Source organism: Luteimonas sp. TWI382, from assembly GCF_039674545.1.
GTDB lineage: Bacteria > Pseudomonadota > Gammaproteobacteria > Xanthomonadales > Xanthomonadaceae > Luteimonas.
Window position 1 is genome coordinate 16,277 of sequence record NZ_JBDJNS010000018.1, and the last position, 23,249, is coordinate 39,525.

Annotated in this window: 18 protein-coding genes; 9 read left to right on the forward strand and 9 right to left on the reverse strand. The window is 69.2% G+C overall.

From position 1 onward, the window contains the following. The first annotated feature begins 83 nt into the window (after nucleotides 1-83). Nucleotides 84-590 carry a copper chaperone PCu(A)C gene (locus ABE505_RS11890; protein WP_346444694.1) on the forward strand — a complete coding sequence of 169 codons (507 nt, stop codon included), beginning with the start codon at nucleotides 84-86 and terminating at the stop codon, nucleotides 588-590. Between the two features lie 975 nt (nucleotides 591-1,565). Here the strand turns inward: ABE505_RS11890 and mtnC are convergent. The 7 genes from mtnC to ABE505_RS11925 form a co-directional block, all read right to left on the reverse strand. Next, a complete protein-coding gene (gene mtnC, locus ABE505_RS11895; protein ID WP_346444692.1) occupies nucleotides 1,566-2,255 on the reverse strand; it encodes an acireductone synthase in 690 nt (229 codons plus the stop codon). After that, nucleotides 2,252-2,458, reverse strand: coding sequence for a hypothetical protein (locus tag ABE505_RS11900; RefSeq protein WP_346444690.1), 207 nt, complete (start codon nucleotides 2,456-2,458; stop codon nucleotides 2,252-2,254). Before ABE505_RS11900 ends, mtnC begins: the two co-directional genes overlap by 4 nt. Nucleotides 2,459-2,540: 82 nt before the next feature. Then, a complete protein-coding gene (locus tag ABE505_RS11905) occupies nucleotides 2,541-3,098 on the reverse strand; it encodes an acireductone dioxygenase (RefSeq protein ID WP_346444688.1) in 558 nt (185 codons plus the stop codon). A 108-nt stretch (nucleotides 3,099-3,206) separates the two neighbouring features. Then, nucleotides 3,207-3,851 carry a methylthioribulose 1-phosphate dehydratase gene (locus ABE505_RS11910; protein WP_346444686.1) on the reverse strand — a complete coding sequence of 215 codons (645 nt, stop codon included), beginning with the start codon at nucleotides 3,849-3,851 and terminating at the stop codon, nucleotides 3,207-3,209. A 30-nt stretch (nucleotides 3,852-3,881) separates the two neighbouring features. Next, nucleotides 3,882-4,133, reverse strand: a complete 252-nt coding sequence (locus ABE505_RS11915; RefSeq protein ID WP_346444684.1) for a hypothetical protein — start codon at nucleotides 4,131-4,133, stop codon at nucleotides 3,882-3,884. Beyond that, nucleotides 4,130-5,437, reverse strand: a complete 1,308-nt coding sequence (locus ABE505_RS11920; protein WP_346444682.1) for an amino acid permease — start codon at nucleotides 5,435-5,437, stop codon at nucleotides 4,130-4,132. The genes ABE505_RS11915 and ABE505_RS11920 overlap by 4 nt, the downstream gene beginning before the upstream one ends. A 76-nt stretch (nucleotides 5,438-5,513) precedes the next feature. Then, nucleotides 5,514-7,016, reverse strand: coding sequence for an amino acid permease (locus ABE505_RS11925; protein ID WP_346444680.1), 1,503 nt, complete (start codon nucleotides 7,014-7,016; stop codon nucleotides 5,514-5,516). A gap of 312 nt (nucleotides 7,017-7,328) precedes the next feature. On the opposite strand from ABE505_RS11925, the gene ABE505_RS11930 reads away from it, so the two are divergent. The 3 genes from ABE505_RS11930 (at nucleotide 7,329) to ABE505_RS11940 (ending at nucleotide 14,601) form a co-directional block, all read left to right on the forward strand. Then, complete coding sequence (locus ABE505_RS11930) at nucleotides 7,329-8,477, forward strand: acyl-CoA dehydrogenase family protein (protein WP_346444679.1); 1,149 nt, start codon at nucleotides 7,329-7,331, stop codon at nucleotides 8,475-8,477. Between the two features lie 306 nt (nucleotides 8,478-8,783). Beyond that, nucleotides 8,784-13,706 (forward strand): NAD-glutamate dehydrogenase domain-containing protein, encoded by a 4,923-nt coding sequence (locus tag ABE505_RS11935; protein WP_346444727.1) that lies wholly within the window; start codon nucleotides 8,784-8,786, stop codon nucleotides 13,704-13,706. A 127-nt stretch (nucleotides 13,707-13,833) separates the two neighbouring features. Continuing rightward, nucleotides 13,834-14,601, forward strand: a complete 768-nt coding sequence (locus ABE505_RS11940; RefSeq protein WP_346444678.1) for an NAD kinase — start codon at nucleotides 13,834-13,836, stop codon at nucleotides 14,599-14,601. 67 nt (nucleotides 14,602-14,668) lie between these two features. On the opposite strand, the gene ABE505_RS11945 is transcribed toward ABE505_RS11940, so the two are convergent. Continuing rightward, the gene (locus ABE505_RS11945) at nucleotides 14,669-16,726 is read right to left on the reverse strand and encodes a glycosyl hydrolase family 18 protein (RefSeq protein ID WP_346444676.1); all 2,058 of its coding nucleotides are present in this window, start codon (nucleotides 16,724-16,726) and stop codon (nucleotides 14,669-14,671) included. Nucleotides 16,727-17,290: 564 nt separating this feature from the next. On the opposite strand from ABE505_RS11945, the gene ABE505_RS11950 reads away from it, so the two are divergent. From ABE505_RS11950 to ABE505_RS11970, 5 genes are all read left to right on the forward strand, one after another. After that, nucleotides 17,291-18,196: a 5'-nucleotidase gene (locus ABE505_RS11950; protein WP_241943588.1), complete on the forward strand. Its 906-nt coding sequence runs from the start codon at nucleotides 17,291-17,293 to the stop codon at nucleotides 18,194-18,196. 8 nt (nucleotides 18,197-18,204) lie between these two features. Further along, nucleotides 18,205-19,014: a transferase gene (locus ABE505_RS11955; RefSeq protein ID WP_346444675.1), complete on the forward strand. Its 810-nt coding sequence runs from the start codon at nucleotides 18,205-18,207 to the stop codon at nucleotides 19,012-19,014. Between the two features lie 185 nt (nucleotides 19,015-19,199). Further along, nucleotides 19,200-19,535, forward strand: coding sequence for a DUF2834 domain-containing protein (locus ABE505_RS11960; protein ID WP_346444674.1), 336 nt, complete (start codon nucleotides 19,200-19,202; stop codon nucleotides 19,533-19,535). Nucleotides 19,536-19,670: 135 nt separating this feature from the next. Then, entirely contained in the window at nucleotides 19,671-21,716 is a 2,046-nt protein-coding gene (locus tag ABE505_RS11965) for a S9 family peptidase (protein ID WP_346444672.1), read from the forward strand. Between the two features lie 261 nt (nucleotides 21,717-21,977). After that, on the forward strand, nucleotides 21,978-22,436 hold the full coding sequence (locus tag ABE505_RS11970; RefSeq protein WP_346444670.1) for a PA2169 family four-helix-bundle protein: 459 nt from the start codon (nucleotides 21,978-21,980) through the stop codon (nucleotides 22,434-22,436). 113 nt (nucleotides 22,437-22,549) lie between these two features. Here the strand turns inward: ABE505_RS11970 and ABE505_RS11975 are convergent, their stop codons facing one another. Then, nucleotides 22,550-23,140, reverse strand: coding sequence for a TetR family transcriptional regulator (locus ABE505_RS11975; protein WP_346444668.1), 591 nt, complete (start codon nucleotides 23,138-23,140; stop codon nucleotides 22,550-22,552). Between the last annotated feature and the right edge of the window lie 109 nt (nucleotides 23,141-23,249).

The following is a 23,249-nucleotide window of genomic DNA, read 5'->3' on the forward strand; positions in this document are numbered from 1 at the left end:
GCGACACCCGGTCGCAGGCACCACGTCCGCAGCCGGCGATAATGGCCGGCCAGGCGCCGCAGGCGTCGCAGTGGAGTACTCGGATGCGCCATCCCCGTTTCGGTCTTCTTGCCGCCGGCCTGACCGCCCTGGCCCTGGCCGCCTGCCAACCGTCGTCGCCGGAAGGCCCCGCGCCGGCGACCGGGACCGATGCCGCCCAGGTCGCGGTGTCGAACGCCTGGATCCGCGAGACCCCGCCCAACGCGGCGGTGGCCGGTGGTTACTTGACATTGCGCAGTGCCGGCGACGATCGGCTGGTGTCGGTGGAGAGCACCGCCTCCGCTGCAGTGGAGATCCACGAGATGCGCCACGACGGCGGCATGATGCGCATGCGCGAACTGCCCGACGGCGTCCCGCTCGCCGCCGGCACGGAGGTCGAACTGCGCCCAGGTGGCTACCACCTGATGTTCATCGACCCGGTCGAGCCGTTGCGCGCCGGCGCCACGGTCGAGGCGACGCTGCACTTCGAACATGCGCCTGCGCAGCAGGTCCAGTTCGACGTCCGCCCGCTGGCCGGCGATGCCCCGGCCGAGGGCCATGGCGGCCATTGACGACGCGCGCGATCGCGTCGCGCAGACGTTGATCGCGTCGGTGTGGCCTGGGCCGCGCGATGCGGGGCCAACGGGGCTCGAACTTGCCCCCACCCGCCGCGCGTTGCGCGTCGACCTCCCCCGCATGCGGGGGAGGGAATGCGCAGCCGCTGTACGCGGTGCGGGCCTGTGTCGTATCCCGTCGAACGCAGCGCTGCCGTGCTCCCTCCCCGCATGCGGGGGAGGGAATGCACAGCCGCTGTACGCGGTGCGGGCCTGGGCCGTATCCCGTCGAACGCAGCGCTGCCGTGCTCCCTCCCCGCATGCGGGGGAGGGGGCGCACAGCCGCTATGCGCGGTGCGGGCCTGGGCCGTATCCCGTCGAACGCAGCGCTGCCGTGCTCCCTCCCCGCATGCGGGGTAGGGAATGCACAGCCGCTGTACGCGGTGCGGGCCTGGGCCGTATCCCGGTCGAACGCAGCGCTGCGGTGCTCCCTCCCCTGCGTGCGGGGGAGGGCTGGGGTGGGGTGGGGGGCGCTCGCGGCGATGTTTCGGCGACGCGTACATGCAAGCCCGTCCTGACCTGCTTTCGCTGCGACGATGGGGAGCGGTGGTTGTCCGTCCGGCGTCGGACGATGCGGCGAGCGCGGCACGATAAGACCATCGCGCACCAGACGAGCGCTGAAACGCAAAAACCCGCGCAGGCGCGGGTTTTCCGAAAGATGACCGGCTGGCGAGCGAGGGCTGGCGGGCGGGTCGTACGCGGCTGGCTGGCGATGGCGGGCTTGCGGCGTGCGTCGATTCTAGCGAGCGCACGCGGCCCATGACGGAATGAGAATTGCTCTCGTTACAAGGCGGCGCGGCGCGCGCGACGCGGCATCTGTTGGCGATGCGCACCCGGCGATTGCCCCCAGGTGCGCTCGCCGTTCGACCTCCGTCTCCGCAGGCCGGTTTTGACGCGCGTGCGGTGCTCAGCGCGGGCGCAAGACGAGGGCGGTCAGGTTGCCGGATCGATCGTGTCGAACGAGGTCACGCGGCGGTGGCCGTTCGCGGCGGCGGCATCGCGCGGTTCGGGATAGTCGTCGAGGCGGTCCACCAGCACCGTGCGCAGCCCGGCGTCGCGCGCGGCATCGAGTTCGGCCACCACGTCGGACAGGAACACGATGGCGTCCGGGGGCTGCTGCAACGCCTCGGCGATGCGCGCATAGCTCGCCGCCTCGCGCTTGCCGCCGACTTCGGTGTCGAACCAGGCCGAGATCAGACCGGTCAGGTCGCCGGCGTCGCTGTGCCCGAAGAACAGTTTCTGCGCCGGCACCGAGCCGGACGAGTACACCGCCAGGCGTTCGCCGGCCGCATGCCAGCGGCGCAGCGCCTGCGCCGCGTCGGGATAGAGATGCGCGGTGAAGTCGGCCTCGCGGTAGCCCGCTTCCCAGATCCTGCCCTGCAGGGCCTTGAGTGCGGTGTGCTTGCGGTCCTCGTCGATCCAGCCCTGCAGCGTCTCGACGATCATCGCGTCGTCGCACATCGCGCCGTGCTCGGTCGCCACCACGTCCAGCCAGCGCCGGACCTCGGGATCGGCGCCATGCGCGGCGACGAAGCCGGGCAGGGCGCGGCGGGCATAGGGAAAGAGGACGTCTTTGACGAACGAAATGCTGCTGGTGGTGCCTTCGATGTCGGTGAGGATCATGCGATCTGTTGCTCTCGTCGCGCGCGTGAAAAGGAGGCCGTCCCTGGCGTTGCATCCTCGCCCACACCTGGCACCGGCCCGGTCATCCCTGGCCGGTCGTTCGCGCGCATTGCGTCCGCCTGGACGGCGGACGCAGGGCCTGCGCGCTCATCCTCGACGAACGAAATGCTGCTGGTGGTGCCTTCGATGTCGGTCAGGATCATCGCGTCGGAACTGCGGACAAAACGGACGCGGCATGATGCCACCGGCGGCCGTGCGCCGGGGCGATGCCAGCCTCGGGGTTGTTCAGTCGCGCGCGCCCGGCTCGTAGCGCGGGAACTGCTGGGCGATGTCGGAGCCGGTGAAGTGGCCGATCCAGCCGTCGGGCTGCTGGAAAAAGCGGATCGCCACGAAGCGCGGTTCCGGCCCCATGTCGAACCAGTGGGTCACGCCGTGCGGCACGCGGATCAGGTCGCCCTTGACGCATTCGATCTCGTAGACCTTGTCTTCGACATGCAGCGTGAACAGCCCCGAGCCGTCGACGAAGAAGCGGACCTCGTCTTCCTTGTGCAGGTGTTCGTCGAGGAATTTCTTGCGCAGTTCGTCGCGGTTGGGATTGTCCGGCGCGATGCTGATCACATCCACCGTGGTGAAGCCGCGCTCGGCGCTGATGCGGTCGATGTCGGCCTTGTAGGCGGCCAGCACCTGCTCGGGCGAGGCGCCGGCGGCGACCGGCTGCGAGGCTTCCCAGCGTTCGAAGGTCGCGCCCAGTGCGCCGAGCTCGCGGGCGATCTCCTCGCCGTCGCGGCTGTCGAACAGCGGCGTATCAGGGGCGTTGTCGGCGAAGATGCGGAGGCGGCTCATGGCGGTCTGGCTCGGGCAAAGAGGGGCGCGCCAGACTAGCAGCTGCTCCGGAAGGCAGCGTTGACCGGCGCGGAACGCGGGCGTTCCACGCACGCGCGGAACGGGAGGTCAACGAGCGCGCAGTCGATGCAGCGCCAGTTCGCAGTGCAGCAGGAAATCGAAGGCTTCCAGGTGCCGGCGCGCCTCGGCCATGTCGCGGCCCCAGGCATACAGGCCATGGCCGTCGATCAGGTAGCCCCACATCGGGCCGGCATCGAGCAGGCATTCGACCTGCGCGGCCAGCGTGGGCATATGCTGGCTGTTGGGCAGCACCGGCACGTCGATCGCGGTCTCGTGGGTTGCGTTGCCGGCGAAGGCCTTGAGCAGTTCGTAGCCTTCGATGCGCACATGCCCGGCCCCCGCGTACAGGCGCGAGGCGATGGTCTGGTTGGGCGAATGGGTGTGCAGGATGCAGCCGACCTCGGGGAACCGGCGATAGAGCTGGGTATGCAGCAGTGTCTCGGCCGACGGCCGATGGGTGCTGCCGACAGCCTGGCCGTCGAAGTCGACGACCATGATGTCGCCTTCCTGCAGCCGGCCCTTGTCGCGGCCCGACACCGTGATCGCCGCGTGGCGGTCGTCGAGGCGCTGCGAGAAGTTGCTGCTGGTCGCCGGCGTCCAGCCGGCCTGGGCGAGTTCGCGGACATTGACGATCAGCTCGCCTGCGAGCTCGCGCAGGCGGTGGGGGTCGAAGGAGGGCGTCGGTGCGTGCATGGCGCAGAGTCTACCGCGCGCCCGTGTCCTTCAACGACGCCAGCGCCAGCGCGGTGGTTCGCCCTTCAGCGCGCAGGTCGCGATCAACAGACCGGTGGCCAGCGACAGGCAGCCGAAGAAGGCGGCCGGATCGCGCTGCGGCGGAAACCGCAGCAGCACGACGATGACGCTGAGCGCATAGACCGCCAGCACCGCCCAACCCTGCCAGCGCCGTGGGGCGCCCCAGCCCCAGCCGAAGGACTTGGCTGGAAACCAGTAGTCCTCCTTGCGGGGCGCGGTCACGGCGCGGTATCCGGCCGTGCACGGCGACCGAACCCGCGATAGCCGGCCCAGGCCAGCAGCGCGATGATCGCCGCGCCCATCAACGTCTCGATCGGCGTCGACCAGACCAGCAGCCCGCAGGCGAGCAGGGCGCCCATGCCGAGCAGGCGCTCGCGCGTACCCGAGACATGGGTCCGGTTGCCCAGCAACAGGCTCAGGCCCGCGGCCGCATAGGCCATCACCACCAGCGTCACCGCCATGTTGATGATGGTCTCGAACTGGTTGGCCACCGAGTCGGAGAAGGTGGTCAGGGCAATCGCGGTCATCGAGATCACGACGATCAGCAAGCCGGTGCCGGCCGCGCCATTGCGCAGCAGCCGCCCGAAGATCGACGGCAGGAACCCGCGCTGGGCAGCGCGTGCGCCCGACTCGCCGGTCACCAGCATCCAGCCGCCGAGCGTACCGGTGGCCTTCAGGGCGGCGGCTGCGGCGATCACCGGGATCGCCCAGGCCCCGAACATCTGGCCGGCGACCAGTGCGAATGGTGCGCTCGATTGCGCGAGCTCGGCGACCGGCACGATGCCCATCATCAGCACCGAGGAGACCAGGTAGACGACGCCGGCCAGCAGGATGCCGCCGAGCGTGGCGATCGGCACGTTGCGGTCCGGGTCGCGGACGACACCGGCGACCATCGCCCCGGTCTCCAGGCCGATGAACGCCCAGAACACCACCGACAGCGAACCGATCGCGACCGCCGCGTCCGATTGCCCGCTGACGTTCCAGCCGGCCAGGTACAGATCGGGATCGAAGTGCGCCCAGCCGGCGATCAGGATCGCCGCGACCGGCAGCAGGCCGAACACCACGCAGAACGACTGGAACCGGGCGATGGTGCGTGGCCCGAACAGGTTCAGCGCGAACATCGACCAGATCAGCACGACCTGCCCGACGACCTGCGCACCGGGGGTCGCCTCGACCGGCAGCAGGATGATCAGGTAGCCGAACGCCGCCACCGCGATCGCGTTGTTGCCGATCCACGACGACAGCCAATACAGCGTGGACGCCAGAAAGCCCATGTCGCGGCCCAGTGTCGGGCGGATGTAGTCGTCGGGCGATTCGAGGTTCGGGTACTGCCGGGCCAGGCGCGCGAATGCACCGCCCAGCGCCACGGCCAGCAGCGTGCCGAGCAGCCACGACAATGCCGTCACCGCACCGGAGCGTGCCAGCGTGGCCGGCAACAGGAAGAAGCCCGAGCCGATCATGTTGTTGGCGACCATGAACGTCGCCAGCACCGGTCCGATCTTCCGGGCCGTCGAGGGAATGGACATCGCGGAATCTCGCAGTGGCGCGCAGCGCCAAGTCGGAAACGGACACGGCCCGCGCGATGCGGGCCGTGGACGGAACTCAGCGGGCGTTGCGCAGCTTGCTGTGCCGGTAGCCGTAGGCGAAGTAGATCGTGAAGCCGATCACCGTCCAGCCCAGCAGCACCATCCAGTTGAGCATCGGCATGATCGCCACCAGCCCCAGGCACGCCAGCACGCCCAGCGTGCCGACGACATAGACGGCCGGCGTGCGGAACGGGCGGTGCAGTCCCGGCTGCGTGCGACGCAGCACCATCACGCCCAGGCACACGGTCGCGAACGCGACCAGCGTCCCCATCGACACCACGTCGCCGAGCAGCTGGATCGGCAGCAGCGCGGCCATGATCGCAGCGACCGCGGCGACCAGCACGGTGCCCTTGTGCGGGGTGCGGAAGCGCTTGTGCACCGCGCCGAAGAAGCGCGGCAGCAGCCCGTCCTGGGCCATCGAGAAGAAGATCCGCGGCTGGCCCATCAGCATCACCAGGATCACCGTGGTCAGGCCGGCGATCGCGCCGACTTCCACCAGGACCTTGAGCCAGGCGAGGCTCGGATAGGCCTCCAGCGCGGTCGCCACCGGCTTGGCGGTGCCGAGCGCGGTGTAGGGCACCATGCCGGTCAGCACGGCGGAGACCGCGATGTAGATCAGCGTGCACAGCACCAGCGAGCCGAGGATGCCGATCGGCATGTCGCGCTGCGGGTTCTTGACCTCCTGGGCGGCGGTGGAGACCGCGTCGAAGCCGATGTAGGCGAAGAACACGATCGAGGCGCCGCGCAGCACGCCCTCCCAGCCGAAGCGGTCGCCGCCCTGGTTTTCGGGAATGAACGGCAACCAGTTGTCGACATTCACGTACTGGGCGCCAAAGGCCAGCAGCAGCAGGATCACCACGACCTTGATCGAGACGATGATCGCGTTGGCGGTGGCCGACTGGGTGATGCCGACATAGCACAGCGTGCCCACGGCGGCGACGATCAGCAGCGCCGGCAGGTTGAACAGCGCGCCGGTCAGCACGAACCGGCCGAACTCGCAGGCGCCGGCCTGCGCGGCTTCGTGGGTACAGAAGTTGATCGGCGCCTGGGTCAATGCCGCGGGTAGATGGAGCCCGAACGACTCCAGGAAACTGACCGTATAGCCCGACCAGCCGACGGCGACCGTGGAGGCCGCGAACAGGTACTCGAGCACCAGGCTCCAGCCGACGAACCAGGCCAGCGCCTCGCCCAGGGTGGCGTAGGTGTAGCTGTAGGCGCTGCCCGAGGCGGGGATCATCGCTGCGAACTCGGCGTAGCACAGGCCTGCCATCGCGCAGGCGAAGGCGGCGATGACGAAGCTGAGCATGATCGCCGGCCCGGCGTGATTGGCAGCCGCAGTGCCGGTGATCACGAAGATGCCCGCGCCGATGACCGCACCCAGCCCCAGCATCACCAGGTGCTTGGCGGTGAGCGTGCGCTTGAAGCTGGCTTCGCCCGACAGGCCGCCTTCGACCGGTTCGCCGGCGTCGACACGCGGTTGGGCCTGGATAGGCTTGGTGATCAGCAGATTCTTGAGCATCGGGTTCCCCGGGTTGGACGGTCGGTCGGGCACACGAATGGGCGGCTCCCTGCCGACTTCCCCTGAATCCCGATGCGCCCCGCGAATCGCCGTACCTTGCCAAACGCAGCGTTCCGGCACAAGCAACGCCGTCGTATTCATTGCAGCCCGTCCGGCGGCGCATCGCGATATCGGATGGCGCGACGCGTGTGCCTTGCGGCCTGGACGGGTTCGGGGCGGATTCATGCTGCAGTGCGCAACGTCCGCTCCCACAGTCGGGATGCGTTCGTCGCTACAATTGTCCGCTGACCTTGATGCAGAAGCGGAGCGGCCGTGGAGTTCGGTTTCAACGAAGAGCAGTTGATGATCCAGGACATCGCGCGCCGGATCGCAAAAGAAAAGATCGCGCCCAGCGCCGAGCACTTCGACCGCACGGGCGAGTTCCCGCTGGAGAACATCCGCCTGCTTGGCGAGAACGGCCTGATGGGCATCGAAGTGCCGGCCGAGTACGGTGGCGCGGGCATGGACCCGATCGCCTACGTGCTGGCGATGATCGAGATCGCCGCCGGCGATGCCGCGCACTCGACGATCATGTCGGTCAACAATTCGCTGTTCTGCAACGGCATCCTGACCCACGGCACCGAGGCCCAGAAGCGCACCTACGTCTCGGCGATCGCCGAAGGGCGGGAGATCGGCGCGTTCGCGCTGACCGAACCGCAGTCGGGCTCGGATGCGACCGCGATGCGCTGCCGCGCGGTCAAGCAGGCCGACGGCAGCTTCGTGGTCAATGGCAAGAAGAGCTGGATCACCTCCGGCCCGGTCGCCAAGTACTTCGTGCTGTTCGCGATGACTGACCCCGACAAGGGCGCACGCGGCGTCACCGCGTTCCTGGTCGACGGCGAGCGTGCGGGCTTCCATCGCGGCAAGACGGAGCCCAAGCTCGGGATCCGCGCATCGGCGACCTGCGAGATCGAGTTCCAGGACTATGTCGTCCAGCCCGACGAGGTGCTGGGCGAAGAAGGGCAGGGCTTCAAGATCGCGATGGGGGTGCTCGATGCCGGGCGCATCGGCATCGCCTCGCAGGCGATCGGCATTGCCCGCGCCGCGTATGAGGCGACGATCGCCTACGTCAAGGAGCGCAAGGCCTTCGGCCAGCCGATCGGCGCGTTCCAGATGACCCAGGCCAAGATCGCCGACATGAAGTGCCGGCTCGATGCGGCGCTGCTGCTGACCTTGCGTGCGGCCTGGACGAAGGGCCAGGGCCAGCGCTTCGGCAACGAGGCGGCGATCGCCAAGCTCACCGCGTCCGAGACCGCGATGTGGATCACCCATCAGGCGCTGCAGATCCACGGCGGCATGGGCTACTCGAAGGAAATGCCGATCGAGCGGTACTTCCGAGACGCCAAGATCACCGAGATCTACGAGGGCACCTCGGAGATCCAGCGGCTGGTCATCGCCCGCAACGAGACCGGCCTGCGCTGAGCGCTTCGTGATTTCTCGCCCCGTTCCCGTCGTCCGCTTCACCGGTCCGCGCCGCCCCGAAGGCTGCGCGGCCGCTTCCGTCGTCCCCGATCCGGCCGCCAGCCGCAGTTCGCGCGGCATGCCACCCGTCGGTTTCCTGTTCCCTGTCGGCCCGCGTGAGAACGCGGGCCTCATTGCATCGGACCTATCGTCGTCATGAGCACATCCCGCAAGACCGGTACTTCTTCTTCCAAACGCAAGGCCGCCGCGGCCCCGACCCCGGCACCGCGCAAGCGCGCCAAGCCGCAGGGCAGCAGCGCCAGCGTCATGCCCGCGCCGTCCAGGCCCGCAGGGTCCGGGTTGCTGGACCCGATCTTCGAGGCCGTGCGGCGGCGCGCAGGCAAGGCCGCCCAGCGCGGTGCCGACGCCTTCGCGCAGGCGTTCTACCGGCGCATGACCGAGGACGAGATTCCGCTGCACAGCGCCGATGGCTGGGCGGCCCTGGCCGCCGACCTGTTCGAGTTCGCCGCACGCCGCAAGCCGGGCACCGCCAACGTGCGGCTGTTCAATCCGGCGCAGGACACCCACGGCTGGGAATCGCCGCACACCGTGCTGCAGATCGTCAACGACGACATGCCGTTCCTGGTCGACTCGGTGACGATGGCGCTGGCCGAGCGCAGCATCGGCGTGCACGTGCTGGGCCACCCGGTCCTGCACATCGCGCGCGACCGCAGCGGCCGCCTGACCGGCGTGGGCGAGGGCGATGCCGAGTCGGTGATGCACCTGGAGATCGATCGCCAGACGCCCGAAGCGAGCGCACGTATCGAGCAGGTCGTGCGTCGCGTGCTCGACGACGTGCGCGCGATCGTGGCCGATTGGGGGCCGATGCGCGAGAAAATGCAGGAGGTCGCCGCCGATCTCGTCGCGCGGCCGATGCCGGTCGCCGACGCCAGCCGGCGCGAGGCGCAGGAGTTCCTGCGCTGGGCGGCCAGCGACCACTTCACATTCTTCGGCTACCGCGAGTACAAGGTGCGCCGCAAGGGCACCGATGGCGTGCTCGAGCCCGTCGCCGACAGTGGCCTGGGCCTGCTGCGCACGCCGGCCACGGTCAAGTCGCGCCCGCTCAGCGAACTCGGCGCCGATGCGCTGCGGCGTGCGGGCGAGGTCGATGCGCTGATCCTCACCAAGACCAGTGCCCGCTCCACCGTGCATCGTCCCGGTTACATGGACTACATCGGCGTGCTGCGTTACGACGCCAAGGGCCAGGTGGTCGGCGAACAGCGCTTCCTCGGCCTCTACACCTCCAGCGCCTACACCCGCCGGCCCTGGGACATCCCGCTGGTGCGCGAGCGGTTCGAGCACGTGATGAGCGAGTCCGGCCTCAAGCCGACCGGCCATAGCGGCAAGACCCTCAAGCACCTGCTCGAGACCCTGCCGCGCGACGAGTTGTTCCAGTCCACGCCCGATGAGCTGTTCCGCCTGGGCACCGGCATCCTCGGCCTGCAGGAGCGCGTGCGCAGCCGGCTGTTCCTGCGCCGCGACCGCTACGGCCGCTTCTATTCGGTGCTGGTCTACATCCCGCGCGACCGTTTCAACACCGACGTGCGCCACCGTGTCGAGGACATGCTGCGCGAGACGATGCAGGCCGACCACGTCGATGCACACGTGGTGCTGGGTGAGTCGCCGCTGGCGCAGTTGCACTTGATCGTGCGCCCGCGTGCGGGCGTGCAGGGCGAGGTCGACCAGGCTGCGCTCGAGCAGGCGCTGCAGAAGATCGTACGCAACTGGCACGACGACCTGCGCGACGAGCTCGTGCGTCGCCAGGGCGAAGGCGAAGGCCTGCGTCTGGCCGGCCGCCTGGGACGCGGCCTGTCGGCTGCCTACATCGAGTTCGCATCGCCGGCCGTCGCCGCGACCGATGTCGAGAAGCTCGCCGCCGCCCAGGCGAGCGGCGCGCTGCAACTGAGCTTCTACACCCAGCCCACGTCGTCGGCCGGCGATGCGCTGCTGCACTTCAAGCTCTACCGCAGCGGCGAACACCTGCCGCTGTCGGAGGTGCTGCCGGTGATGGAGAACCTCGGCCTGCGGGTCATCGCCGAGAATCCCACGCGTCTGATCGTCGATGGCACCACGCTCTACATCCAGGACTTCTTCGTCGAGACCCTGGCCGCGAACGTCGATATCGACGCGCGCGCGGCCGCGTTCACCGAAGCGTTCGACCGCGTGTGGCGCGGCGATGCCGAGAATGACGGCTTCAACCGGCTGATCCTCGCCGCCGATCTCGACTGGCGTCAGGTGGCGATGCTGCGCGCGTACTGCAAGTACCTGCAGCAGGTCGGCGTGCCGTTCTCCCAGGCCTACGTCGAGGACACGCTCGGCCGCTATCCGCTGCTTGCGCGGCTGCTGGTGGAAGTGTTCGAAGCCCGTTTCGATCCGGCCACCGGCCGCGAGAGCGGCGCGCAGGTCGCCGCCGGTATCGAGATGCTGGCCAGCCAGCTCGGTGCGCTGTCGGGCGACGACGCCACGCGGGCACTGCTGCAGCCGGTACTCGATGCCCGCGCGCAGGACCGCGACGCGCAGTACGATGCGGCGCGCACTGCGCTCACGGGGCTGCTCGACCGCGTCGCAAGCCTCGACGAGGACCGCATTCTGCGCAGCTACCTGGGCGTGATCGACGCGACCTTGCGCACCAGCTATTACCAGCGCACCCGCGAAGGCGCGGTGCGCGACACGATCGCCTTCAAGTTTGATTCGGCGCGCGTGCCCGAACTGCCCAAGCCGCGTCCGTACCGCGAGATCTTCGTCTACGGCCCGCGGGTGGAGGGCACCCACCTGCGCTTCGGGCCGGTGGCCCGCGGCGGCCTGCGCTGGTCGGATCGCCGCGAGGATTTCCGCACCGAGGTGCTGGGCCTGGTCAAGGCGCAGATGGTCAAGAACACGGTCATCGTGCCGGTCGGCTCGAAGGGCGGCTTCATCGTCAAGCGGCCGCCGGCCGGGGGCGACCGTGATGCGCTGTTCGCCGAGGGCGTGGCCTGCTACACGCTGTTCATCAACGGCCTGCTGGACATCACCGACAACATCGTCGACGGCGCGATCGTGCCGCCGCGCGACGTGGTCCGTCACGACGACGACGACCCGTACCTGGTCGTTGCCGCCGACAAGGGCACCGCGACGTTCTCCGACATCGCCAACGGCATCGCCCGCGAGCATGGCTTCTGGCTCGACGATGCGTTCGCGTCGGGCGGCTCGGTCGGCTACGACCACAAGGGCATGGGCATCACCGCGCGCGGCGCCTGGGAATCGGTCAAGCGTCACTTCCGGGCGCTGGGCCGCAACTCGCAGACCCAGGACTTCACCGCGGTCGGCGTCGGCGACATGTCCGGCGACGTGTTCGGCAACGGCATGCTGCTGTCGCAGCACATCCGGCTGGTGGCCGCGTTCGACCATCGCCATGTGTTCATCGACCCGGCGCCCGACGCGACGGTCTCCTACGCCGAGCGCCAGCGACTGTTCACGCTGCCGCGCTCGAGCTGGGCGGACTACGACGCCAAGCTGATCAGCAAGGGCGGCGGCGTGTGGCCGCGCAGCGCCAAGTCGATCCCGCTGTCCAAGGAGGCCCGCGAGGTGCTGGGCATCGATGGCGACACCGCCGCGCTCAGCCCCAACGAGCTGATGTCGGCGATCCTGCGCGCGCCGGTCGACCTGCTGTGGAATGGCGGCATCGGCACCTACGTCAAGGCGTCGTCGGAAAGCCACGCCGATGTCGGCGACCGGGCCAACAACGCGCTGCGCGTCGATGGCCGAGAGCTGCGCTGCAAGGTCGTGGGCGAGGGCGGCAACCTGGGCATGACCCAGCTCGGCCGCATCGAGGCCGCGCAGGCCGGTGTGCTGCTCAACACCGACTTCATCGACAACTCGGCTGGCGTGGACACCTCCGACCACGAGGTCAACATCAAGATCCTGCTCAACGACGTGGTGCAGGCCAAGAAGCTGACCGTGCCCGCGCGCAACAAGCTGCTGGCCTCGATGACCGACGAGGTCGCCGAATTGGTGCTGTGGGACAACTACCGCCAGAACCAGGCGCTGAGCCTGATGGAGCGCATGAGCGTCTCGCGGCTGGGGTCCAAGCGCCACTTCATCCGCACGCTCGAAGCGCAGGGTCTGCTCGATCGCCAGATCGAGTTCCTGCCGTCGGATGCCGAACTGTCCGAGCGCAAGGCTAAGGGCCTGGGCCTGACCCGGCCTGAGCTGGCGGTCCTGCTGTCGTACTCCAAGCTCGTCGCCTTCGACCAGATGCTCGCCTCCGACATCCCCGAAGATCCGTATCTGTCGCGCGAGCTGCAGCGTTACTTCCCCGTGCCGCTGCAGAAGAAGTACGCCGCGACCATGGAGCAGCACCGCCTCAAGCGCGAGATCATCGCCACCGCGGTGACCAACCAGATGATCAACCGCATGGGCGCGACGTTCCTGCTGCGCATGCAGGAAGACAGCGGGCGCTCGCCGGGCGAGATCGCCAAGGCGTTCACGATCACCCGCGAGACGATCGAGGCGCGCGCGCTGTGGAACAGCATCGACGCACTCGATGGCACCGTGCCCGAGTCGGTGCAGGTCGATGCCCTGCAGGTGATCTGGAACCTGCAGCGGGCCTTCACCCGCTGGCTGCTGGCGCGTGCCGGTGCGATCCCGGACATCACCACGGCCGTGGCGCGCTATCACGACGGTTTCCACGCCATCCGCATCGGCAGCCAGATCATCGCCGACAGCCAGCGCGCCGAGCACGACGCCAGCCTGCAGAGCTGGCGCGAGAAGGGCGTGCCGGAGGACCTGGCCGAGCAGCTTGCCGCGTTGCCGTACCTGGAAGCGGCATGGGACATCATCGAGGTCGCCAGCGAAACGCGGCGCAAGCCGATCGATGTCGCGCGCGTGCACTTCCGTCTCGGCGAAGCGCTCAATCTGCCGTGGCTGACCGCGCAGATCGACGCGCTCGAGGTCGATGGCCGCTGGCATGCGGTGGCACGCGGCGTGCTGCGCGAGGATCTCGGCCAGCAGCATCGCCTGCTCGTCGGCCAGGTGCTGGCGATGCCCGGCGACACGCCCGAGGAGAAGGTCCGCACCTGGCTCGAGCGCGACGATCCGACGCTGCGCTTCACGCTGGCGATGCTGGCCGAACTGGCGGCGCAGAAGACGCTCGACTACCCGACGGTATCGGTCGCGGTGCAGCGCGTCTCGCAGCTCGTCCAGCGCAGCTGAGGCCAACGGGGAGGGCGCACAGGCGCCCTCCCTGTCCTTTGCGGGATCGATCCGCGGCTGCCGCATCGACCCGCCGCCACACCACCTGCGCTAAGCTGCGCGGCGACGTTCCCGCACCGGCCCGCCGATGACCGCAACGCCCCGCCTCGCCTTCGTCGCCAGCCAGACCGCCGATGCCCAAGAGGCGCTGCGGGTGCTCGGCGCCGAGCACGGCCAGTGCGATCCGGCAGACGCCGACGTCCTGGTGCCGCTCGGTGGCGACGGCTTCATGCTGCAGACGCTGCATCGCCACGGCCATCTCGGCAAGCCGGTCTACGGCATGAAGCTGGGCACCGTGGGGTTTTTGATGAACCAGCACCGCCAGGGCGACCTGCTGGCGCGCATCGCCGCGGCCCAGCCCGCGGTGCTGCATCCGCTGGAGATGCTGGCAGAGACCGAGTCCGGCGCCACTGTCTCGTCGCTGGCCTACAACGAGGTCTCGTTGCTGCGCCAGACGCGCCAGGCCGCGCATATGCGCATCGAACTCAACGGTGTCACGCGTCTGGAGGAACTGGTCGGCGATGGCGTGATCCTGTCCACCGCCGCCGGCAGCACGGCCTACAACTTTTCCGCGCACGGCCCGATCCTGCCGCTGGGCGCGGGCATCGTCGCATTGACCCCGATCGCACCGTTCCGACCGCGTCGCTGGCGCGGCGCGATCCTGCGCGCCGAGACCGAGGTCCGCTTCCGCGTGCTCGATCCCTACAAACGGCCGGTCAGCGCGACGGCCGACTCGCACGAGGTGCGCGATGTCGTGCAGGTCACCGTGCGCGAATCCGAGCGCACGGTGACGCTGCTGTTCGACCCCGAGCACAATCTCGAGGAACGCATTCTCAGCGAGCAGTTCGTGGCGTGAGTCGCGCGGGCGCCCAGTGCGCCCACGCGGTCGGGCGAGTCCGTCCCTGGACCCGCCGGACGTGGCCTCAGCGCAGGCCCTGCTCGATCGCCCGCGTCAGCGTGCCGCTGCTGTCGTCGCCGCTGAACTCCCAGAAGAACGCGCCGCCCAGGCCCTGCGCCTTGACGTAGGCCATCTTCTCGGCGATCAGCGCCGGGTCGTCGAACGACCAGAACGTCGTGCCGTTGTAGATCCACTGCGCGCGCGCGGTCGAATCGACGAAGCGCGGCCAGCCGAGCGTCTTGAGCACCTTCCAATCCTCGATCCCGGCCTCGTACGTACCCGGCGCCGCGGTGCCGGTCTGATACAGCCCGTTGTTGGCGTTGGGGACATTGGTCCAGCCGCGCCCGTAGTAGCCGATGCCGAGGTTGAGCTTGGACGCCGGCACGCCGAGGTCCAGGAAGGCCTGGATCGCATCGTCGGTGTTGTACAGGCGCACATCGCCCGTGGACGGATCGCTCGGGGAGGCGAACAGCGCCGAGTGGTGGTTGGTGCGTGGCTCCCAGCCGCCGTGGAAGTCGTAGGTCATCACATTGATGTAGTCCAGCGACGGGTGGTAGAGGTTCGGGTCGGTGACGCGGATCTTGTCGACGCCCGCACCCACGGCCACTGTCAGCAGCAAGCCCGGCCGCACCGCGTTGAGCTGGCTGCGGAACTCGGCCAGCAGCGCGGTGAAGTTCTGCCGGTCTTCCGCCGTGCCGCAGGCGATCCCGCAGGCCACCGGATACTCCCAGTCGATGTCGATGCCGTCGAACACCCCGGCCGCGGCCGCAGCGCCGCCCGCACCGTCGGTGACCGGCAGGTTGCCGCGGATGTAGGCGTCGATGCACGAGGCCACGAATGCCTGCCGGTTCTCCGGTCGTGCGGCCTGCGAGAACCCGCGCGACCAGGTCCAGCCGCCCAGCGAGATCAGCACTTTCAGTCCGGGATGGCGGGCCTTGAGCTTGCGCAGCTGGTTCCAGTTGCCGCGCAGCGTCTGGTCCCAGGTGTCGGCGACGCCGTCGACGCTTTCGGCCGCCGAGAACGCCTTGGTGTAGTCGGCGAAGGCGTCGCCACCGGCCCCCGTGTTCGGATCGGCCGGCTGGGTGACGCCGACCTCGCAGCGATTGTTGCGCACGTTGCCGAACGCGTAGTTGATATGCGTGAGTCGGGCGGCCGAGCCACTGGTCTCGATGTCCCGCACGCGGTAGTTGCGGCCGTAGATGCCCCACTGGGTGAAGTAGCCGATCACCCGCTTGTCGCCGCCGGCATTGGCCGCGACCGTGCGCGCGACGATCTCCGGCGAGGACGCTGACGCGTTGCCGCTGCGGTCACGTGCGCGGACCCGGTAGGTGTAGGCGGTGTTGGCCGACAACGGGCTGTCGGTGTAGCCGGGCGTGGTCGGCGAGCCGACGATCTGGCCATTGCGATAGACGTCGTAGCCGGCCATGCCACTGCCGCCGACGTTGTCGGTCGAGGCGGTCCAGGTCAGCGTGATGCTGGCGGACGTCTGCTGCGTTGCCTGCAGCCCGGTCGGCACGCTGGGCGCGGTGGTGTCCGGGCCGGTGCCGCCGCCAACGGTGATCGTCACCGCGGCGGAGGTCGTCGTCGCGCCCTTGTTGTCGGTGGCCACCGCGGTCAGCACGTGCTGGCCGGCGGTCGCGTTCTGCCAGGTCAGGGCGTAGGGCGCGCTGGTGTCGGTCCCCAGCGACACCGCGCCGCGGAAGAACTGCACCGAGGCGATCGTGCCATCGTTGTCATTGGCATTGGCGGTGATCGTCACCGAGGCGCCGGTGGCGAATGTCGCCCCCTGGGCGGGCGCGGTGAGCGCCACAGTCGGTGGCTGATTGGCGGCGCCGCCGCTGCATGACCCCAGGTCCTGGTACCAGCCGCAAGAGGTGCAGTAATCGGGCGCCGCGTTCCAGATCTGGGTGCGTGCCTCGTACAGCCGGTTCTGGTAGGTCAGGCGGTCGCCCGGGTTGTAGATGGTGCTGGCGTTCCATGCGGGAACGCCCCCACAGGCGGCGGTTTGCGCCTGTGCGCTGGCGGCCATGCCGGCCGAGGCCAGCAGGCACAGCGACAGTGCGGCGAGTCTGCGATGCATCATGACGAAGTCTCCCTTTCCGATGCCGAGTGAAGCCGGCGCCCAGCCGCCGTCGGCACGCCGACAGCGGAGCGCAGCGCCGACCGGATGCCCTTTCCGCCGCCTCCTGGGATCCAGGGGGCAGCGGAAACCGGTACAAGGTCGGAGCAAGGGGATGTCGGCTGCCATGTGCGTCCTGAAAGACAACGTTGTCAATGGCAGATGCCCGGAATGCGAAGCCAGTCACGCTTGTGCGTGTCGCGGCGGTTGGACGTCCCGGTATTCATGATGCGGTGCAGCGAATGCGTCCGCGGCTACACGGCGCGCGTTGAGACCGGGCGGGGTTCTGGCGGAGGGGCCTGCGCGCGCGGGAGGTCGGACGCCAGTTCGTGTCCCCGCCACCTCGACACGCGGGTGAGGGCTCGTCTGGTTAGGGCAGGCAGGCAGGGCGGCGGGTCGGGTCGCGGCACAGGCTGGCATAATGGCGGGTCGGTCCGCGATGCCTGCGACTCGGCGGCGGGCCTGCCGTCCATCCGACGATCCCCCGCTGGCGGGGCGTCGCGGTCCCTTTCGAGCTCACGCCCTGCCATGCCCGACACCTTCGTCCCCACGCTGACCGTCGCGATCTCCTCGCGGGCCTTGTTCGACCTCGAGGACAGCCACACGCTGTTCGAGAGCGAGGGGATCGATGCTTACGCCGAGCACCAGCGGGCGCACGAGGACGACGTGCTGGAGCCGGGGATCGCATTTCCCCTCGTCCGCAAGCTGTTGGCGCTGAACGTGGACGCGCCGCCTGATGCGCCGCGCGTGGAGGTGATCCTGCTGTCGCGCAATTCGGCCGATACGGGTCTGCGGATCTTCAACTCGATCCAGCATCACAACCTGGGCATCATCCGCGCGACGTTCACTTCGGGCGAACCGACCTGGCCCTACATCAAGCCATTCGGCACGCAGTTGTTCCTATCGGCCAACCCCGATTCGGTGCGACGCGCGCTGGAGAACGGCATCGCGGCGGCGACGATCATTCCGGCGCGCGCACCGGCGCATCGCAACGACCAGTTGCGGATCGCATTCGACGGCGATGCGGTGATCTTCGGCGACGAAGGCGAGCGGTTGTCGCAGGAAGGCGGGCTGGACGCGTTCCACAAGCATGAGCGCGAGCGTGCGCGCGAGGAAATGACCGGCGGCCCGTTCCGTGGGTTCCTGGCGGCGCTGCACGATCTGCAGGCGGCGTATCCGGCGGGCAAGGACGCGCCGATCCGCACCGCCCTGGTCACCGCGCGCTCGGCGCCCGCGCACGAGCGGGTCATCCGCACCCTGCGTGCCTGGGGCGTGCGCCTGGACGAGGCGCTGTTCCTGGGCGGGCGGCCGAAGGGGCCGTTCCTGGATGCGTTCGGGGCGGACATCTTCTTCGACGACTCGCAGCACAACATCGATTCGGCGCGGCCGCACGTCGCCGCCGGGCATGTGCCGCACGGCTGGTCGAACCGCTGAGCGCCGGCATGGGGCAGGGGGACGACACCGGGACGCGGCCGTGGTGGGCGCGATGGCTGGCCCACTGGCGCGGCCGCAGTGCCCCCAAGCGGCCCTACGTGCGCCGGCACGATGGCTTCACCTCGCTGCAGTTCGTGCGCCGGCAGACGCAGAGCCGCATGGTCAGCGGCGATCCCGATCGGCTGTTGGTCGACTACACGCGCACGATGTTCGCCGCGCTGTTGTGGCAGCCGGCGCCGGCGGTGCTCGGCATGGTCGGCCTGGGCGGGGGCTCGCAGGCGAAGTTCGCTTATCGCCACCTGCCGGACACGCGGATCGAGGTGGTCGAGAACAACCCGCACGTGGTCGCGCTGCGCACGGAATTCGGTGTGCCGGCCGACGACGCGCGGCTGGAAATCGTCATCGATGACGGCGCGCGGTTCCTGGCGTCGCGTCCGGCCCGTTTCGACCTGCTGTTGATCGACGGCTACGACGAGCACGGCATTCCGGCAGCGCTGTCGAGTCAGGCGTTCTACGACGACTGTCGCGATGCGCTGGTCGCCGACGGCGTGCTGGCCTGCAATCTGTACGTGCGCGATCCCGACACCCACGTGGCCCGGCTGCGGCAGGCCTTCGGCCAGGCACAGGTGCTGGTGGTCGACGAGCCGAAGATGAGTAATCGGGTTGCCTTCGCGTGGCGTGGCCCGCTGCCGGCATTCGATGCCGCGGCGCTGGTGGCGCGGGTGCCCGAACCTGTGCGTGCCTTGTTGCCGGAGGTGTTTGCGCGCATCGCCGCACGCGTGGTGCGGCACAGGACGATGGCCGCGCGCACGGCGTAGTGGGGTCAGCCCGATGCGTGGTTCATTGCCATGCGGATTCTGGACCGGGGGCGGCCTGCGTCGACATCGGAGCGGTGTCGGTCCATTCGCGCAGGCTGCCGCGTTCGTCGTGACCGGCACGGTGATTTCAATCGCCGTCAAGATCGGCTAGCGTTCGCCGGCCTTCTGCCGAGATCGGGATCCCGATGAAACACGCCATGCAGTGGATCTATCTCGTGCTGTGCGTGTTGGGCGCTGCGCTCCCGCTCTCTCGGTTCCTGCCGTGGCTTGCCCGGCACGGCGTCGATGTGCCGTTGTTGGTGGCGCAAGCGGTGGCCACGCCCATTGCCGCATTCGCTTGGGCGGATGTTCTGGTGTCCGGTGTCGTGGTCATCGTGCTGATCGTCGCCGAAGGGCGGCGGCTCCGGATGCGCGGGCTGTGGCTCCCACTTGGATGCCTGGCCGTCGGTCCCTCGCTCGCATTGCCCGCGTTTCTCCTGATGCGAGAGCGTCATCTGGCCGCTTGCGGACGCACGCGATAACGCAGCGTCTGGCGCGCGTGGGCGGGTCAGGCGAGGGAACGCTTGGCGCCTGGTCGCTGTTCGGCCCGCGCGCCGTTGCGCCGCTTGTCGAAGCCGGTCAAAGTCCGAGGCTGTCTTTCGATCGGGGAAATCCGGATGCAACGTTGGATCATGGGCATCGCCTGCGCGCTGGTGCTGGCGACCGCGACGCCGGCCGTCGCCGCGCGCCAGAGCGCCGGCATGACGCTCGAACAGGTGGCGCAGACGCGGGCCGCGAACCAGGCTGCGATCAGCCCCGACGGCAGCGAAGTGGCCTACGTCCTGTCGGTGCCGCGCACGCTGGGCACCGACCCCGACGGTCCGGCGCGCAGCGAACTGCACGTGGTCGACCGTGCAGGCCACGACCGTGGCTTCGTGACTGGCCAGGTCGATGTCTCCGCGCCGCGCTGGCTGCCCGATGGGCAGTCGATCGCTTACCTGAGCAAGCGCGAAGGCGACGCGACCCGGCGGCTGTACACGATTCCGCTGCGTGGCGGCGAATCGACCGCGGTTGCGCACCTGGCCGGCGACATCAGCAGTTTCGATCTTTCGCCCGACGGCCGCCGCGCCGCGCTGCTGGCGGCGCAGCCCGAGGACGCGGCGCGCAAGCAACTGCGCGAGCAGGGCTTCTCGCAGAAGGTCTACGAGGAGGACTGGCGCCCGGTCGAGGTGTGGATCGCCGAACTGGGCGGCAGCGCAGCGCCGCGCAAGCTCGCGATCGAAGGCAGCGTGCGCACCGTGCGCTGGAGCCCGGCCGGCGATCGGCTGGCGGTGGTCGTGGCCCCGCGCCAGCTCACCGACGACATGATGGTCGATGCGCGCGTGCGCATCTATTCGGTCGAGGGCCGCGAACTGGGGCGCGTGGACAACCCCGGCAAGCTCGGCGAGATCGCCTGGAGCCCGGATGGCGAACACCTGGCGATCATCTCGGCCGCCGATGCCAACGATCCGAGCGAAGGTCGGCTGACCGTGGTCGGCAAGACCGGCGGCGCGCAGCGCGACCTGCTGCCCGGGCTCGAAGGCCACGTCTGGCATGTTGGCTGGCGCGATGCGTCGACGCTGGTGTTCCTCAGCCAGGAGGGCGTGCAGAGCCGGCTGGCCGAGATCGCCGTGGACGGCACCGGCCAGCGCACCTTGCTGCCGGCCGCAGGCCCGGTGCACATGGGCCTGAGCGTAGCGCGCAACGGCGACCTCGCCCTGGTCGGCAGTACGCCGGCGCACCCGTCGGAGATCTTCCACTTGGCCGCCGGCAGCGCCGAGCCGCGACGGTTGACCGACAGCAACCCGTGGCTCGCCGATGTGCGGCTGGCGCGGCAGGAGGTCGTGCGCTACACCGCGCGCGACGGCCTGGAGTTGGAAGGCCTGCTGGTGCACCCGCTCGAGCGCCGGGGCCATGCGCGGGTGCCGCTGGTGGTGGTCGTCCACGGCGGCCCCGAATCGCACAACGTCAACGGTTGGCTCAACAGCTACGCGCAGCCGGCGCAGACGCTGGCCGCGCAGGGCTTCGCTTCGTTCTTCCCCAACTACCGCGCCAGCACCGGCCGCGGCGTCGCGTTCTCCAAGCTCGACCACGGCCGGCCGGGCATGGAAGAGTTCGACGACCTGGTCGACGGCGTGGATCACCTGGTCGACATCGGCCTGGTGGACCGCGACAAGGTCGGCATCACCGGAGGCTCGTACGGCGGCTACGCCAGCGCTTGGGGCGCCACCTACTACAGCGCGCGCTTCGCCGCGTCGGTGATGTTCGTCGGCATCTCGGATCAGGCCAGCCTGGTCACCACCGGCGACATCCCGCGCGAGCAGTACCAGGTGCACATGCAGACCTGGCCGTGGGAGAGCCCGGAGATGTACCGCCAGGCCAGTCCGATCACGCACGCGCAGAAGTCGCGCACGCCGACGCTGATCCTGCACGGCGAGGCCGACCCGCGCGTGCCGGTGATGCAGTCCTACATGCTCTACCGGTATCTCAAGCTGGCCGGCCAGGCCCCGGTGCGCCTGGTGCTGTACCCCGGCGAGGGCCACGGCAACAGCCGCGGCGCTTCGCGCTACGACTATTCGCTCCGCCTGGTGCAGTGGATGCGCCACTACCTGACCGGGCCGGGCGGCGAGCCGCCGGCCTACCAGCTCGATTACGCGCTGCCGAAGGCCGACGCCGCAGGTTGAGGCCTGCATCGATACAGCGCCCTGCCGCGGTGACGGGAGGGCGCTGCCCTGGTCTGGAGCAACCGCAGCGCATGCGCATGCCGGGCCTTCGCGCTTTCACAAGATCGTCGCTCGCGCGTCACGTCTCCTTGCCCGGCCGGTCTCTAGGGTAGGCCCCATCGCTCCACGGCCACGCGCAGTCATTGCCCGCCTGGACGATGCGGCCCGCGACCTTCCATCGCGCTCGCGCCGCGCCATCCCCTCATTCGATCGGAGACCCAAATGACCAACAAGTCCGCGCATACGCTCAACGACCTCATCGCCATCGCCCGCGACGGCAAGGATTTCTACGAGGAAGCTGCGCAGAAGGTCGATCACGCCGAGCTCAAGACGCTGTTCTCGCGCATCGCTGCGCACAAGTCGCAGCTGGTGACCGACCTGAGCGCCGCTGTACAGGCCGTCGGCGGCAAGCCGGAGACCTCGGGCACGATGGTCGGCTCGCTGCAGCAGTTCTACGGCAAGGTGCGCGCCGCGTTCGGCGACAAGGAATATGGCTACGTCGCCGAGTTGGAAGAGTCGGAAGACCGCCTGCTCGAGGCGTTCGACGAAGCCGCGCGCGATGCGGACACGCCGCCGGCCGCGCGCGACGTCGTGACCCGCCTGCTGCCGGAGGTCCGGGCGACGCACGACGAGCTGCGCGCGCGCAAGCACGCGCTCAAGGAACTCAAGGACCGCGGCTGATCGTCGGCCGGCCTTCAGGGGCTGGCCCACGCGTCCGTTTCGAGGCCCCGGCTTGCGCCGGGGCTTTTTCGTTGTGCGCGGCCGATTCTTTGCGAGCTGACCGGCGATGGGCCTCAAGCAAGCAACAGTCCGCGCAACAACAGGTCCAGTGCGTCGAGACTCCGTGCCAGTCGCGCCTGGTCGTCGCCGTCGTCGCCGGTCGCGATCCAGACCGCAGCCTCGGTCAGGCTGCCGTGGAGCAGCGCGGCCAGCGCCTGCGGGTCGGTCGTGGCGACGACGCCCTGTGCCATCAGCGATTCGAGCAGGCCCCGCATCGATGCGATGCACGCGCGCTGCGACTGCGCCGATGCGCCGCCCAGCACGATCCGGGCATCGCGCAGCACCACCTGCTGGATCTCCGGTTCCAGGGCCATCTCCAGATACGCGCGGCAACGACTCGTAAGTCCTGTCCAGGGGGTGTCGGCCGATTCGGAGAGTGCGTGCAGGCGCGCGTCCATCTCGGCATCGATCTGCGCGACCACGGCGGCCAGCAGGCCAGGCTTGTCGCCGAAGTGGTAATACAGCGCGCCGCGGGTCAGGCCGGCCTGGGCGGTGAGCGCGTCCATCGAGGCCTCCGCGTAGCCGTGGTGGGCGAACGCGTCGCGGGCGGAGGCCAGCAAGGCCGCCCGGGTTTTCTCCATTTCCGCGCGGGTGCGACGCACCATCGCCATCTCCTCGATTTCGACACAACAGTATTTACATACGAAACGTATGAATATACGATTCTATTCATACGAGACGTATGCATTGTCGGCTTGACGCGCCCGCGCGGCA

Bases quoted from the DNA above. Each gene is read 5' to 3' on its own strand.
- ABE505_RS11890 (WP_346444694.1), top strand. From the start codon at position 84: ATGCGCCATCCCCGTTTCGGTCTTCTTGCCGCCGGCCTGACCGCCCTG.
- mtnC (WP_346444692.1), bottom strand. From the start codon at position 2,255: ATGATCCTCACCGACATCGAAGGCACCACCAGCAGCATTTCGTTCGTC.
- ABE505_RS11900 (WP_346444690.1), bottom strand. From the start codon at position 2,458: ATGATCCTGACCGACATCGAAGGCACCACCAGCAGCATTTCGTTCGTC.
- ABE505_RS11905 (WP_346444688.1), bottom strand. From the start codon at position 3,098: ATGAGCCGCCTCCGCATCTTCGCCGACAACGCCCCTGATACGCCGCTG.
- ABE505_RS11910 (WP_346444686.1), bottom strand. From the start codon at position 3,851: ATGCACGCACCGACGCCCTCCTTCGACCCCCACCGCCTGCGCGAGCTC.
- ABE505_RS11920 (WP_346444682.1), bottom strand. From the start codon at position 5,437: ATGTCCATTCCCTCGACGGCCCGGAAGATCGGACCGGTGCTGGCGACG.
- ABE505_RS11925 (WP_346444680.1), bottom strand. From the start codon at position 7,016: ATGCTCAAGAATCTGCTGATCACCAAGCCTATCCAGGCCCAACCGCGT.
- ABE505_RS11935 (WP_346444727.1), top strand. From the start codon at position 8,784: ATGCCCGCGCCGTCCAGGCCCGCAGGGTCCGGGTTGCTGGACCCGATC.
- ABE505_RS11940 (WP_346444678.1), top strand. From the start codon at position 13,834: ATGACCGCAACGCCCCGCCTCGCCTTCGTCGCCAGCCAGACCGCCGAT.
- ABE505_RS11945 (WP_346444676.1), bottom strand. From the start codon at position 16,726: ATGATGCATCGCAGACTCGCCGCACTGTCGCTGTGCCTGCTGGCCTCG.
- ABE505_RS11950 (WP_241943588.1), top strand. From the start codon at position 17,291: ATGCCCGACACCTTCGTCCCCACGCTGACCGTCGCGATCTCCTCGCGG.
- ABE505_RS11955 (WP_346444675.1), top strand. From the start codon at position 18,205: ATGGGGCAGGGGGACGACACCGGGACGCGGCCGTGGTGGGCGCGATGG.
- ABE505_RS11960 (WP_346444674.1), top strand. From the start codon at position 19,200: ATGAAACACGCCATGCAGTGGATCTATCTCGTGCTGTGCGTGTTGGGC.
- ABE505_RS11965 (WP_346444672.1), top strand. From the start codon at position 19,671: ATGCAACGTTGGATCATGGGCATCGCCTGCGCGCTGGTGCTGGCGACC.
- ABE505_RS11970 (WP_346444670.1), top strand. From the start codon at position 21,978: ATGACCAACAAGTCCGCGCATACGCTCAACGACCTCATCGCCATCGCC.
- ABE505_RS11975 (WP_346444668.1), bottom strand. From the start codon at position 23,140: ATGGTGCGTCGCACCCGCGCGGAAATGGAGAAAACCCGGGCGGCCTTG.